Raw genomic sequence first — 13647 nt, forward strand, 5'->3', positions numbered from 1 at the left:
AGAAGGACCTGCAACTCTCCCCTGCCCTCAAGGGAAATCCGGACACGCAGGGTAGTGGCAGGGCGCCAGCGGGTCTATTGCACCAAGGGGCACTCCCGCTGCCGGGCTGTGGCAGCATGCGGGCCATTCAAGACGGGAAAGGCAAGGCGTGGCCGCAATACAAGAGGCATGGGTCGTGAGCGAGACACTCGACGTACCGGCGAAGGTTGTCTATGACTTCACCCGGCAGATGGAAAACCTGCCGTCGTGGGCGTCCGGCCTGGCGGCAGGCATCGAGCACCGCGATGGCGCATGGTTCGCCGACTCGCCGATGGGCCAGGTCAAGGTGGAGATGGCGCCGGTCAATTCGTTCGGCGTGCTCGACCACGACGTCACGCTCCCGAACGGGCTCAGCGTCCACAACGCGTTCCGCGTCACGCCCTGCGGCGACGGAAGCCTGCTGACCTTCGTCGTGCTCCGGCTGGCAGGCGTCAGCCAGGAAAACTTCGACGCGGACGTGGCGCATGTTCGCCGCGACCTCGCAGCGTTGAAGCGCCTGCTCGAATTGCCGTGAATCTCCATCGGCTCGATCTTTTTTCGCTCTCGCTGTTCAGCCTGGTGGCGCGCAGCGGCAGCATCAGCAAGGGCGCCGAACTGGCGCACCTCGCCGTGGGCGCCGCCAGCAAGCGCATCACGGACCTCGAGGCGGCCGTGGGCGCCACCTTGCTGGAGCGCCATTCGCGCGGCATCACCCTGACCGTGGCCGGCCACGCGCTGCAGGTGCACGCACAACGCATCCTCAGCGACGTCGACCAACTGGCCGCGGATCTGTCGGACTACGCGACTGGCCTGGTGGGCGTCGTGCGCCTGTGGGCCAACACGTCGGCAGTGACGCAATTCCTGCCGGCGGACATCTCGTCCTTCGTCCGTGCGAACGCCGGCATTCGCATCGAACTCGAGGAAGAGGACAGCGGCGAAGTGGTGCTGGCAGTGCTCGACGGCCGCGCCGATATCGGCATCTTCGCCGACCGCACGCCCGCCCTGGGCCTGCACCAGATGAACTACCGCGAAGACCGCCTGGTCCTCGTGGTGCCGCAGGGCCATCCCCTCGCGCGCCGCCGCTCCGTGCACTTCGCCGAGGCCATCGACTACGACTTCGTCAGCCTTCCCAAGGGCACCTCGCTGGCCAAGCGCCTGCAAGCCGAGACCAAGGCGCTCGGCCGCAGCCTGAAGATGCGCCTGCAGGTCCGCAGCTTCGATGCGATGTGCCAGATGGTGGCGGCCGGCCTGGGCGTCGCGGTGCTGCCGCGCGAAGCGGTCCAGCCCCATCTGCGCTCGATGAACCTGAAGCAGATCACCTTGCAGGATTCATGGGCCAGGCGTCGCCTCCTGATCGGATTGCGCGACGCCAGCGCCGTGCCGCGGCACGTGCGCCTGTTGATCGACCACCTCTGCGACCCGGGCGGGCACTAGCGTCGCCGCGGGGATCCTTCGGGGGAAACCCGCGCCCGCTTTCGCGATCCACGAAAGCTGGGTCTGCGGCTTTGTCGTTCCCTTGGCGGGGCGGCGATTCGAGAATTCATGCACCCCAAGGAGACACACGCATGAACGAAGAGTCCGCCCCCACCCTGCCGCTGACGCCCGCGGCCCTGAAGGGCTTGCGCGTCATCGAGATGGGCCAGCTGATCGCCGGCCCCTTCGCCGGCAAGACGCTCGGCGAATTCGGCGCGGACGTGATCAAGATCGAGGCGCCGGGCACGGGCGATCCGCTGCGCAACTGGCGCCTCATCAAGGAAGGCACGTCGGTCTGGTGGCAAGTGCAGTCGCGCAACAAGCGCTCCATCGCGCTCGACCTGCGCAGCCCCGAAGGACAGGACATCGCCCGCAAGCTGATCGCCGAGGCCGACGTCCTGATCGAGAACTTCCGCCCCGGCACGCTGGAAGGCTGGGGCATGGGCTACGACGTCCTGTCGAAGCTCAACCCGGGCCTGGTGATGCTGCGCATCTCGGGCTACGGCCAGACCGGCCCCTATCGCGACCTCCCGGGCTTCGGCGCCATCGGCGAGGCGATGGGCGGCTTGCGGCATCTCACCGGCGAGCCGGGCCGCGTTCCGGTGCGCTGCGGCATCTCGATCGGCGACACGCTGGCCGCGCTGCACGGCACCATCGGTATCCTCACCGCGCTGTACCACCGCAAGGTCAACGGCGGCCAGGGACAGGTGATCGACGTGGCGCTGCACGAGGCGGTCTTCAACGTCATGGAAAGCCTGCTGCCCGAGTACAGCGCATTCGGTGCGGTGCGCGAGGCGGCCGGCAGCGCGCTGCCGGGCATCGCACCGTCGAACGCCTACCGGTGCAGCGACGGCTACGTGCTGATCGCAGGCAATGGCGACAGCATCTTCAAGCGGCTGATGCAGGTCATCGGCCGCGACGACCTGGGCGCCGATGCCGGACTCGCCAACAACGCCGGCCGGGTGGCACGCGTCGCGCAGCTCGACGAGGCGATCGAGGCCTGGACGCAATCGCGCGCCGTGGTGGAGGTCCTCGCCGTCCTCGGCGAAGCCCGGGTGCCGGCCGGCAAGGTCTACACAGCGAAGGACATCGACGAAGACCCGCACTACCGGGCGCGCGACATGATCCTCCAGCAGACCACGCGCGACGGCTACGTGGTCGACGTTCCTGGCGTCGTGCCCAAGCTGCTCGGTACGCCGGGCACCGTGCGCTCGTCGGCGCCCCGCCTGGGCGACGACACCGATGCGGTACTCGACGAACTCGGTTTTTCAACTCAAGACATCGCCGCCCTGCGCGGCAGGAAGGTGGTCGCATGAACGCCAACGACACGCTCTGGAACGGCGCCGGCCGGCGCATCCACATGCAGGAGGTCGGCACGCGCGACGGCCTGCAGGTGGAGCAGGCCTTTGTTCCGACGGAAGACAAGATCGCGCTGGTCAACGCGCTGTCGCAAGCCGGCTTGTCAAAGATCGAGGTGACGGCCTTCGTCTCGCCAAAGGCGATCCCGGCGTTGCGCGATGCCGAGATCGTTCTGCGCGAGATCGAGCGCCGGCCCGGCGTGGTCTACAGCGCGCTGGTGCCCAACGTTCGCGGCGCCGAGCGCGCCATCGACGCCAATGCCGACGAACTCAACCTCGTGATGTCGGCCAGCGAGAGCCACAACCTCGCCAACCTGCGGATGACGCGCGAGCAGTCTTTTGCCGCGCTGTCGGAGGTCAACGCTCTGGCACGGCAGGCCAAGGTGCCGGTCAACGTTTCGCTCTCGTGCTCCTTCGGTTGCCCGATGGAGGGCGATGTGCCCGTTGCCACGGTGCTCGACTGGTGCACCCGCTTCGTCGAGGACATGGGCGCACGCGGCGTCACGCTGTGCGACACCACCGGCATGGCCTACCCAGGGCAGGTCGCGGCGCTCACCGCAGCATTCCGCGAGCGCTGGCCTGACACCGAAGTCACGCTGCACTTCCACAACACGCGCGGGATGGGGCTGGCGAATGTGCTGGCAGCCATCGGCGCCGGTGCCGACCGCTTCGACGCGTCGCTCGGCGGCATCGGCGGCTGCCCGTATGCACCCGGCGCCACCGGCAACGTCTGCAGCGAGGAGATCGTCCACGCGCTCGAGCTGATGGGCTACCGCACCGGGGTCGATCTCGCGCTGCTGATCGATGCGTCCAGGCGCCTGCCGGCGCTGATCGGCCACGACATTCCGAGCCAGATCGTCAAGGCGGGGCGCCGGCTCGACCTGCATCCGGTGCCTGCGGATTTCGCCGCCATCCGTGAACGTGCGCTCGCACGAGCCATCTGAATTTCCAACAACCGAGAGACAACCATGACATCGCAAAGAATCACTTTCGCAACACCGTTCACACGCCGCACACTGGTTGCGCTCATCGCGGCTTCCGGCATGGCCGGCGCGGGGCTCGCCGTCGCCGAGGACGGGCCGTATCCAAGCCGCCCCATCACCCTGGTGGTTCCCACCGCGCCCGGCGGCACGACCGACATCTCGGCACGCATGCTGGCCGATCCGCTGGGCAAGGCGCTCGGCCAATCGGTGATCGTCGACAACAAGGGTGGGGGCAATGGGGCGATTGCCGCCATCGCGGTGAAGCGCGCCGACCCGGCCGGCTATACGTTGTTGATGCAGTACTCGGGCTACCACGTGATCACCCCGCATGTGAGTCAGCAGAAGCCGCAATGGTCCGCGGAGGATTTCCGTCCCGTTGCCAACGTGCTGAGCGCGCCCCAGGTCATCGTGGTGCGCGAGGGCGTGCCTGCGAAGAACCTCGCCGAGTTGATCGCCTACGCGAAGGCCAACCCGGGCAAGCTGACCTATGCGTCGTCCGGCAATGGTTCGCTCCAGCACGTGACGGGCGCCATGCTCGAGCAGCAGGCCGGCATCCAGCTCACGCACGTGCCATACAAGGGAACAGGCCCGGCGCTGCAAGACCTGCTCGGCGGCCAGGTCGACATGACCTTCGGCACGCCGCCGCCCTTCATGCAGCACATCCAGGCGGGCAAGTTGCGCGCGCTGGCGGTCACCGGCAAGGCACGGCTGCCTTCGTTGCCCAACGTGCCGACGGCCGCCGAGGCCGGCATGCCCAAGCTCGACGCCACCTCATGGTTCGCGCTGTTCGCGCCGGCCAAGACACCGCAGGCCGTGGTCGACCGCCTGACCAGCGAGATCGCCAAGATCACTGCGACGCAGGCTTTCCAGCAGAAGGCGGCTGAACAGGGAGCCTCCGCCGACTACATGGACCCGAAGAAGCTCGGCGACTACAGCAAGGCGGAACTGGCTCGCTGGGGGGATGTGGTCAAGGCGGCGCGAATCCAGGCCGAGTGAGCGCGCGCCCACCCGGAGCCGGTGGCCGGGTGAACCAAGGAAGACACCGGAAGCCGATGGGTTTCCGGTTCTTCCTCGTCAGCCCGGAGCCCGACACTCTGTAGGCCAACGCCGCGGCAACTCTCCCGGGCCTCGGAGGGGGGCAACCGGCCCATAGAATTGCCCGCGCCTTGCGCCTGCCCGGATTTCCCGAGGCAAGCGTCGTTCCCCTCAAGCCCGGGAAGTCAAACACATGAAGAGTGAACTCCAAGCGATCCTGTCTGCCTTGCAGGACGACAAAGGCAGAGTCGTCGAGGTCTGGCTCGACGAAGTCGGGGCCACCGATCCGGCTGCACGCCGGGCGATCCAGCCGGATGCGGAAGAACTGCTCCGGCTGCTGCGCGAGGCGTTGGCGGCAGACGCCGACCCGGGCGCGATGGAAGCCCCGGCATGGGCCGGCACCCGCCAGGTCCTGGAGTCCCTGTCGCGCTCGCGAGCCGCACGAGGCCAGTCGGCCGGCGACACCAGCCTCTTTGTCCTCGCCCTCAAGAAGCCGCTGTTCGACGGGCTGCAGCGCAAGCTGGCCTCCGACCCCGCTGCCCTGATGCCGGCCCTGTGGACGGCCACGACGCTGGTCGACAAGCTCGCACAGCGCACGGTCGCCACCTTCCAGCAGGCGCACGAGGACATCATCAAGCGCCAGCAGGAAGAGCTGCTCGAGCTGTCCACGCCCGTCATCAAGCTGTGGGACGGCGTGCTGGCCGTTCCCATGATCGGCATCCTGGACAGCAACCGGACGCAGATCGTCATGGAGACCCTGCTCCAGAAGATCGTGGAAACCGAGTCGGAGCTCGCGATCATCGACATCACCGGCGTGCCCACCGTGGACACGCTGGTCGCGCAGCATCTGCTCAAGACAGTCAGTGCGATCCGACTGATGGGCGCCGACTGCATCATCAGCGGGATCCGCCCCCAGATTGCGCAGACCATCGTTCACCTGGGGATCGACCTGCAGGGCATCAGCACCAAGGCCACGCTGGCCGACGCGCTGGGCCTCGCGTTCCAGAAGACGGGCTGGCGCATCACGCACAGCGACTGAAGCCGCCATGGAACGCATCCCGATCCTGCGCATGGGCGAAACGCTGCTGGTCACCATCCAGGTGGACATGCAGGACCAGACGGCCCTGACTTTGCAGGACGACCTGGCCGACAAGATCGCCAAGACCGGCGCCAGCGGCGTCATGATCGACATCACCGCGCTGGAGATCGTCGACTCCTTCGTCGGGCGCATGCTCACCAGCATCTCGAGCATCGCGCGCATTCTTTCGGCAACGACGGTCGTCGTCGGCATGCAGCCGGCAGTTGCCATCACCCTGATCGAACTCGGCTTGTCGCTCGAAGGCGTCAGGACCGCGCTCAATGTCGAGCGCGGCATGGAGCTCCTGCGCAAGGCGCGCCAGGAGAGCCGACTTGGAAACTGAGCGCTCCGGCGAACTTCCGGTGCTGTCCGAGCAGAACATCGTGACCAGCCGCCAGCTGGTGCGCGCTCTTTGCCAGCGGCTCAAATTCTCCCTGGTCGACCAGACCAAGATGATCACCGCCGCGAGCGAACTGTCGCGCAACACGCTGATTCACGGCGGCGGCGGGCGCATGCGCTGGGAGCTGCTCGAACGCGAAGGCAAGCAGGGCCTGCAGCTGCATTTCGAGGACGAGGGCCCCGGCATCGCGGACGTGAAGCTGGCCTTGACCGACGGCTGGACGAGCGGCAGCGGCATGGGCCTGGGCTTGCCCGGAAGCAGGCGCCTGGTGAGCGATTTCGAGATCGACTCCGCGCCCGGCCGAGGCACTCGAGTGAGCATCACCAAGTGGAAGTGATCCGGGGCTGGACCCACATCTCCTTTCCCATGGGCGACGCCAGCCGCGTCGGGGAGGCGCGACGCCACGCCGCCCAGGCCGCCGCGGAACTGGGCCTCAGTGACACGGAGGCGGGACGCCTGGCCCTGGTGGTCACCGAACTCGGCACCAACCTGCTGCGCCATGCGCGCCATGGCCAACTGCTGATCGCGGCCCGGCCCGATCACTCGGACGTCGAGGTGCTGGCCATCGACGAGGGCCCCGGCATCGAGGATGTGGCGCGGGCCATGGAAGACGGCTTCACCACCGGCAGTTCCCCCGGCACCGGCCTCGGCGCAGTCAAGCGCCTGGCCAGCGACTTCGACATCCACAGCGCGGTGCCGCATGGCACGGTGTGCCTCGCCCGGGTGCGCAAGCACGCCGCGACTGGCGTCGGGCACGCTGCAGACAGACACGCCTTCGAGGTCGGCGCCGTCTGCGTGCCGATACCCGGCGAGACTGAGTGCGGCGACTCGTGGGGCGCAGCCTTCGATGCTGCGGGGCTCACGGCGCTGGTCGCGGACGGCCTGGGGCACGGCCCGGAGGCCGCCAAGCCTTCGCAACTGGCGGTTGCCACCCTCTTGGACGAGCCGCTGCGCGACCTTCGAGGCATGGTCGAACAGATCCACGTCGATCTCAAGACGACCCGCGGCGCGGCCGTGTGCGTGGTCCGGCTTTCCGGCGATGACACGCTGCGATGCGCTGGCGCCGGCAATGTGGCGGTGCGGGTTGTCTCCGGCGTCTACGACCGCTCGATGGTCACCCAGCATGGCACGGCCGGCGTGCAGATACGCAAGCCCGACGAAACCTCGATGGCGCTGCCGCTCCATGCGCTGGTCGTCGTGCACAGCGACGGCATCGCGTCGCGGTGGGATACTCAACACATCCTGCCGGTGCTCGGGCGAGACCCGGCCCTGGTGGCGGCCATCCTGATGCGCCACCATTCCAGAAAGCGCGACGATGCCACCATCGTGGTGGTCCGTCGAAGGGACTAGGGATGTCGACCACAGATACAGAGCAGTCCAGCATCGATGCGGCGGCCCTGGCGGCAAGCCAGCAGGAGGTCGAAGCTCTGCGAGCCGAACTCGAGGAAACCAACCGGGGCGTGGTGGCGCTCTACGCCGAACTCGACGCGCAGGCCGAACAGCTCAAGCGGGCGACCGAGCTCAAGAGCCGCTTCCTCGCCTACATGAGCCACGAGTTCCGGACGCCCATCAGCGCCATCCGGAGCATCGCCCGCCTTCTCGTGGACCGGGTCGATGGTCCCCTGACGCCGGAGCAGGAGAAACAGGTCGCCTTCATCCAGTCGACGGCCACGGAGTTCTCCGACATGGTCGACGACCTGCTGGACCTCGCCAAGATCGAGGCCGGCAGGGTCGAGATCTCGCCGGCCTGGTTCGAGATGGTCGACCTCTTTTCGGCGTTGCGCGGCATGTTCAAGCCGGTGCTGACGAATCCCGACATGTCGCTGGTGTTCGAGGAACCGGAGGGTCTGCCCAAGCTCTACACCGACGATCGGAAGCTGTCCCAGATCCTGCGCAACTTCATCTCCAACGCCCTGAAGTTCACGACCCATGGGGAAGTCCGGGTTTCGGCCACGCGCGAGGGGGAGGCTTTCATCAGGTTCTCGGTGAGCGATACCGGCATCGGCATCGATTCGAAGTACCACGGCGCCGTGTTCAACGACTTCTCCCAGATCGATTCCCCGGTGCAGAAGCGCCTGCGGGGCACCGGCCTGGGCCTGTCCCTGAGCAAGCAGCTGGCCATCCTGCTGGGCGGCCGGGTGGAACTGGAGAGCGAGCTGGGCAAGGGGTCGACGTTCTCGGTGATCGTCCCGGTCCAGCTCGAGATATCTGCCCGACCGCAGGGCACTGGCGTCGCGGGGTGATTCGTGCCTGAAAGCGTCATCCAGACCACCATCGATCGCAGCCAGCACGTGGTGCTGGTGGTCGACGACAACCCGACGACACGCTACTCCACTGCGCGCTTCGTTCGCGCGGCCGGCTTCCTGACGGAAGAAGCCGCTACCGGCGCCGAGGCGGTGGCCAAGTCCGTCCGGCGCGTCTCGGCGGTGGTCCTGGACGTCCACCTGCCCGACATGAGCGGCTTCGAGGTCTGCCGGCTGATCCGTTCGGACGAGCGCACATCGCTGCTGCCCATCATCCATCTGTCGGCCACCTACGTGGAAAACGAGGACAAGGTCGCAGGCCTGAACGCGGGCGCCGACGCCTACCTGGTCCATCCGGTGGAACCGGCGGTCCTCACCGCCACGCTGCAGGCGTTGATCCGCGCGCGCCTGGCGGAAGACAGCTTCCGGCGCAGCGACATCCGCTTTCGCGCGGTCTTCAGCCAGGCCCTCAGCGGCATGGCGCTGTTCCAGGCCAACGGCGCGTTCGCGGACGTGAACCCGGCGATGGCGCGGATGCTGGGCCGGTCGCGGGAAGAACTGCTCGGCCGGCCCATCAGCGACTTTGCACCGTCCGAATGGACCGACTTCGTGAGCCACCGGACGATCACCGCGCTGGAGGAAGGCGCCTCCTGGCACGGCGAGTTTCCGCTCATGCGTCCGGACGGTGCCTGGGTCTACCTGCAATGGAGCATCTCCGCCCACCTGGAGCCGGGGCTTCGCATCGGCATTGCGGTCGACGTGTCCGAGCGGCAGGAGCTGGATCGACGGCGGCAGGAGGTGCTGGAGCGCGAACAGGCGGCGCGGACCACGGCCGAGCGCCACAGCCGCACGAAGGACGACTTCGTCGCCGTCCTGTCGCACGAGTTGCGCACGCCCCTCAACTCCATCTCCGGCTGGGTGCACATCCTCAAGAAGCGCGGCACCACACCCGAGATGCTGAAGGGCCTGGAGGCCATCGACCGCAATGTCCATGCGCAGGCGCGCATCATCTCGGACATCCTCGACGTTTCGCGCATCAACTCCGGCAAGCTGCGCCTGGACCGCCAGTGGACCGACCCGGCGGAAGTCGTGAACACCGCGATCGACGCGCTTCGCGATTCGATCAGTGCCAAGCAGCTCACGCTCGACATCCAGTCCCCGGGCGATTCGCGCTCGGCATGGCTCGACCCGACACGCTTCCAGCAGATCGTGTGGAACCTGATGACCAATGCCATCAAGTTCTCCAGGGAAGGCGGCGCCATCGAGGTCGTGCTTGCGCGTGAAGGCGACGTGCTGAAGCTGTCGGTGCGCGACTTCGGCAGAGGCATCCGGCCCGATTTCATCGAGCACCTGTTCGACCGCTTCACGCAGAGCGACTCCCCGGACAGCCGTTTCCACGGCGGCCTCGGGCTGGGGCTGTCGATCGTCAAGCACCTGGCTGAACTGCACGGCGGTGGTGTGGTCGCGGCGAGCGAGGGAGAGGACAAGGGAGCCCTCTTCGAGGTCGAGCTTCATGTGGCCCAGACCGATACCGAGGCCGCGCCGGGCGCCGTGCATGACGCCGACGAAATCCCCTCGACCCATAGCTCGCCGCTCAAGGACATGGAGGTGCTGGTCGTCGAGGACAGCACCGATGCCAGCGAGATGCTGCATGTCGTGCTGGCGGACGCAGGCGCCCACGTGCGACTGGCCATCGACTACGACAGCGCGCTCCAGGCCGCGGCACAAAGCTGGCCGGACGTGCTGGTCAGCGACATCGGCCTGCCGGGGCGAGACGGCTATGAATTGATCCGCGAACTTCGCAGCGCCGCTCACGCCACGATGGGGCGTCGTCTCCTTGCCGTCGCGCTGACGGCCTTCTCCCGCAACCAGGACAGGGAACGCGCCCTGGCCGCAGGTTTCGACGTCCACCTGGGAAAGCCGCTGCAGCCGCACCGCCTGATCGCCGCCATCGTCGAACTCGCTGGACGCACGCCTGGCGACGCGGGAGACGGCAGCCTGGCGTGAACGCTCACCACGGAGCCCACCTCTTGTCATCCAAAGCCAAAGTCGCCCGCATCGCACTGTCTGCTTCGGCAGCCGCCCTTGGAAGCATCGCGACCTACTGGACCCTCCTCGCCCTGCGCCAGGGGCACATCCTCTTCGACGCGCGCAAGCACCCCGTCGTCCACCTGTCCGACGACTTTTCCACCTACTCCCACACCGTGCCGGGTGGGATGGTCCGCGGGTATGTGTATCACCCGCAAGGCGAGGAAGCGCTGCAGGACCTGTTCATCTATTTCGCGGGCCGTGGCGAGGACGTCCGCGCCACGGCCCAGGCGCTGCACTGGCTTCCCGAAGGTTTCGGATTTGCGGCAATCAACTACCGGGGGGTGGCCGATTCCGAAGGTCATCCGTCCGAAGTCGCCTCAGTCCAGGACGCGTGCCAGTTTGCCAATCATCTGCGCCGTGCCTTGCCGAACGCGCGCCTGCACGTCGTCGGCCGAAGCCTGGGGACAGGCGTGGCCATCCAGCTGGTGGCGCGGCAGTCGTTCTCGAGCCTCCAGTTGGTCACGCCATACGATTCGATGCTGGAGGTGGCAAAGCGACGCTTTCCGCTGGTTCCGCTCTCGCTCCTGCTGCGGCATCAATTCAACTCCCTGGCCCACAGCCGCGAGGTTGCCGCCAAGACCCAGGTTCTGCTGGCCGAGACGGATGACGTCGTGTTGCCGGAGCGCTCCGAGAAGCTCATCGCCGCCTGGCCGACGCCGGTCTCCGTGCAGACCATCCCCGGCTCCAACCACCACAGCATCATGGGCCTCGAAGCGACCTGGCTCCATCTGATCGACTTCGCGTTGACCACAGTCCTGCCTGAGCCCAAGGCGGCCTGAGCCGAGACAGCTCGAACGGTCCCGCCGCTCACTTGAAATCTGCGCACGGAGCACCAGATTCCGTCCCTGGCCAGAATGCCGACGGAGGAACCATGACCGAGACCGATACGCTGCACATCGTGTGCCCGCATTGCCACACCACCAACCGCGTGCGCAAAGCGCAACTCGGCAGCGCGCCGGACTGCGGCAAGTGCCATCAGCCGCTGTTCACCGGTCACTCAACCGCATTGGACGAAGCCTCCTTCGACCGTCACGTCGCACGCAACGAGCTTCCGGTGCTGGTCGATTTCTGGGCGCCGTGGTGCGGGCCGTGCCGCCAGATGGCGCCGGGCTTCGAGCAGGCGGCGGCGCAACTGGAGCCCAACGTCAGGCTTGCGAAAGTCGACACCGAGGCCGTCCCCGCCCTCGGCGCGCGCTTCAATATCCGGAGCATCCCGACCCTCGCGCTTTTCAAGGGCGGGCGGGAGGTGGCGCGTCAGGCCGGCGCCATGGGCGCAGCGGACATCGTCCGATGGGTGCAGGCCCATTCGAAATAGCCGAAGCGACGCGACGGCCCGCCCGTTCCATCAAGGCAAGGGCAGCTTGTCCGGTTCGGCGCGCGAATCGATCCTGAGTTGAAGAAAGGCAAGGTCGAGCCAGCCGCCGAACTTGGTGCCGACTTCCTTCAGGAGACCGACTTCCTCGAACCCGAGCTTCTTGTGCATCTCGATGGAGCCGGCATTCTTCGCGTCGATGCCCGCCACCAGCACATGCTTGCCGATGCTGCGTGCACGATCGATCAGGGCGATCATGAGCGTCTTGCCAATGCCCGCGCCGCGGCAATCCTTGCGAACGTAAACCGAATGCTCCACCGTGTGGCGGTAGCCATCGAAGGCGCGCCAGTCGCCGAATGACGCATAGCCGGCGACGGCGCCGCTTTCGTCGATCGCCACGAGCACCGGGTAGCCGACGCGTCGACGGTCGGCCAGCCAGGCTTCACGATTGGCCGCGTCGACGGTCTTCTCGTTCCAGATCGCCGTGGTGTGCAACACCGCGTCGTTGTAGATGGCAACGATGCCAGCGATGTCGCCTGCTTCAGCGTCACGTACCTGCATGGCTGCCTCCGGATGGGAACTGACGGGTTTCGATGTGCAAGTCTTCGGTCGAGACGGCGCGCACTCTCGGACCGAAGCTGCGGATGTTCGTGAGCGTCTCGTTGTGATGCCGGATCACCTGGATGGGCGACAGATGCCGGTTGCCTTCGGTGGTGTGCGCATCCTCGACCAGGACGACGGGGAATCCCAGCGCCAGCGCCCGGCGCGCCGTGGTGTCCACGCAGAATTCGGTGTGCATCCCGCAGATCACAAGATCCGTGATCGCATGCGCCTTGAGCAAGTGCTCCAGCTCCGTGCGATGAAACGAGTCCGGGGTCGTCTTGCGAACGCGCAGGTCCGTCGGGTCGACGTGGAGACCGCGGGCGAGTTGCCACGCATCCGACTCGAACTCGAGGTAGCCGGACCTGGATTCGTGCTGGATGAAGACCACCAGCGCACCCGACGCACGCGCCTTGCCGGACACGCGATTGATTCGGCCGATGACCTCCTGCGACTCGAAGGCGTCATGCTCGCCTTCGCACAGGCCCTGCTGCACGTCGATCACGAGAAGTGCTGTGTTCATGGTTTCGAATTCTGACCGAGATACCCCACAGCGCGAAGCCGAACCCCGGACCATCTGCCATGATGGAGCGCTCAGACGATGAAGATCGTTGCACGGAAGGATCGATGAATGCACATCTCCTGGCGCCTTGGTCACAGCCCCACCTCGACCGCGAAATGGATGGCCTGCACATTGCTCGCCGCCCTCTTTGCGAGCGCCCACGCGCAACCTGTGCAATGGCGTGGCGAGTTCGTCTACTTCGCCGATTCGGCGGCCTTCACCGATTGCGCCAGCGGCAAGCGATGGCCGGTGGCAATGACGGGCGACTACCTCGCGCTCGAACGCGCCTACCTGCGCTGGCACAGCGCGCCGAAGGCGCCCCTGCTGGTGAACTTCGACGGCCGGCTCGAAATCCGGGAGCCGATGGAAGGCCCGGCGCGCGAGCACATGATCGTCGAGCGCTTCGCATCGGTGGAGCCGGGGAACACTTGCGCAATGGTTTCAACCGGCAAGCCGAAGTCGACGGCTGCGCTGAAGGACACCTACTAGCGGCG

Annotated in this window: 16 protein-coding genes; 14 read left to right on the top strand and 2 right to left on the bottom strand. The window is 66.9% G+C overall.

The annotated features are described in order from the left end of the window. Positions 1–175 precede the first annotated feature (175 nt). The 13 genes from QTH90_RS08910 (at position 176) to trxC (ending at position 11994) form a co-directional block, all read left to right on the top strand. The gene (locus QTH90_RS08910; protein ID WP_286664104.1) at positions 176–553 is read left to right on the top strand and encodes an SRPBCC family protein; all 378 of its coding nucleotides are present in this window, start codon (positions 176–178) and stop codon (positions 551–553) included. Continuing rightward, entirely contained in the window at positions 550–1452 is a 903-nt protein-coding gene (locus tag QTH90_RS08915; RefSeq protein WP_286664105.1) for a LysR family transcriptional regulator, read from the top strand. Before QTH90_RS08910 ends, QTH90_RS08915 begins: the two co-directional genes overlap by 4 nt. Before the next feature lie 131 nt (positions 1453–1583). Next, the gene (locus QTH90_RS08920; protein ID WP_286664106.1) at positions 1584–2807 is read left to right on the top strand and encodes a CaiB/BaiF CoA transferase family protein; all 1224 of its coding nucleotides are present in this window, start codon (positions 1584–1586) and stop codon (positions 2805–2807) included. Continuing rightward, positions 2804–3793, top strand: coding sequence for a hydroxymethylglutaryl-CoA lyase (locus QTH90_RS08925; RefSeq protein ID WP_286664107.1), 990 nt, complete (start codon positions 2804–2806; stop codon positions 3791–3793). Before QTH90_RS08920 ends, QTH90_RS08925 begins: the two co-directional genes overlap by 4 nt. A gap of 24 nt (positions 3794–3817) precedes the next feature. Beyond that, positions 3818–4828 carry a Bug family tripartite tricarboxylate transporter substrate binding protein gene (locus QTH90_RS08930; protein WP_444814697.1) on the top strand — a complete coding sequence of 337 codons (1011 nt, stop codon included), beginning with the start codon at positions 3818–3820 and terminating at the stop codon, positions 4826–4828. A 232-nt stretch (positions 4829–5060) separates the two neighbouring features. Then, positions 5061–5906 (top strand): STAS domain-containing protein, encoded by an 846-nt coding sequence (locus tag QTH90_RS08935; RefSeq protein ID WP_286664108.1) that lies wholly within the window; start codon positions 5061–5063, stop codon positions 5904–5906. Between the two features lie 7 nt (positions 5907–5913). Continuing rightward, the gene (locus tag QTH90_RS08940; RefSeq protein WP_286664109.1) at positions 5914–6288 is read left to right on the top strand and encodes an STAS domain-containing protein; all 375 of its coding nucleotides are present in this window, start codon (positions 5914–5916) and stop codon (positions 6286–6288) included. Then, positions 6278–6682, top strand: coding sequence for an anti-sigma regulatory factor (locus QTH90_RS08945; protein ID WP_286664110.1), 405 nt, complete (start codon positions 6278–6280; stop codon positions 6680–6682). Before QTH90_RS08940 ends, QTH90_RS08945 begins: the two co-directional genes overlap by 11 nt. Then, complete coding sequence (locus tag QTH90_RS08950; RefSeq protein ID WP_286664111.1) at positions 6673–7695, top strand: anti-sigma regulatory factor; 1023 nt, start codon at positions 6673–6675, stop codon at positions 7693–7695. Before QTH90_RS08945 ends, QTH90_RS08950 begins: the two co-directional genes overlap by 10 nt. 2 nt (positions 7696–7697) lie before the next feature. Then, complete coding sequence (locus QTH90_RS08955; protein WP_286664112.1) at positions 7698–8588, top strand: ATP-binding protein; 891 nt, start codon at positions 7698–7700, stop codon at positions 8586–8588. A 3-nt stretch (positions 8589–8591) separates the two neighbouring features. Then, positions 8592–10595 carry a hybrid sensor histidine kinase/response regulator gene (locus QTH90_RS08960; protein WP_286664113.1) on the top strand — a complete coding sequence of 668 codons (2004 nt, stop codon included), beginning with the start codon at positions 8592–8594 and terminating at the stop codon, positions 10593–10595. Positions 10596–10618: 23 nt separating this feature from the next. Next, on the top strand, positions 10619–11458 hold the full coding sequence (locus QTH90_RS08965; RefSeq protein ID WP_286664114.1) for an alpha/beta hydrolase: 840 nt from the start codon (positions 10619–10621) through the stop codon (positions 11456–11458). Between the two features lie 92 nt (positions 11459–11550). After that, positions 11551–11994, top strand: a complete 444-nt coding sequence (gene trxC, locus QTH90_RS08970; RefSeq protein WP_286664115.1) for a thioredoxin TrxC — start codon at positions 11551–11553, stop codon at positions 11992–11994. A 30-nt stretch (positions 11995–12024) separates the two neighbouring features. On the opposite strand, the gene QTH90_RS08975 is transcribed toward trxC, so the two are convergent. Together QTH90_RS08975 and QTH90_RS08980 are read right to left on the bottom strand one after the other, a co-directional pair. After that, positions 12025–12552: a GNAT family N-acetyltransferase gene (locus QTH90_RS08975; RefSeq protein ID WP_286664116.1), complete on the bottom strand. Its 528-nt coding sequence runs from the start codon at positions 12550–12552 to the stop codon at positions 12025–12027. Beyond that, a complete protein-coding gene (locus QTH90_RS08980; protein WP_286664117.1) occupies positions 12539–13114 on the bottom strand; it encodes a cysteine hydrolase family protein in 576 nt (191 codons plus the stop codon). Before QTH90_RS08980 ends, QTH90_RS08975 begins: the two co-directional genes overlap by 14 nt. 108 nt (positions 13115–13222) lie before the next feature. Here QTH90_RS08980 and QTH90_RS08985 point away from each other — a divergent pair, with 108 nt between their 5' ends. Beyond that, the gene (locus QTH90_RS08985; protein WP_286664118.1) at positions 13223–13642 is read left to right on the top strand and encodes a hypothetical protein; all 420 of its coding nucleotides are present in this window, start codon (positions 13223–13225) and stop codon (positions 13640–13642) included. Positions 13643–13647 lie beyond the last annotated feature (5 nt).

Source organism: Variovorax flavidus (assembly GCF_030317145.1).
Taxonomy (GTDB): domain Bacteria; phylum Pseudomonadota; class Gammaproteobacteria; order Burkholderiales; family Burkholderiaceae_C; genus Variovorax; species Variovorax flavidus.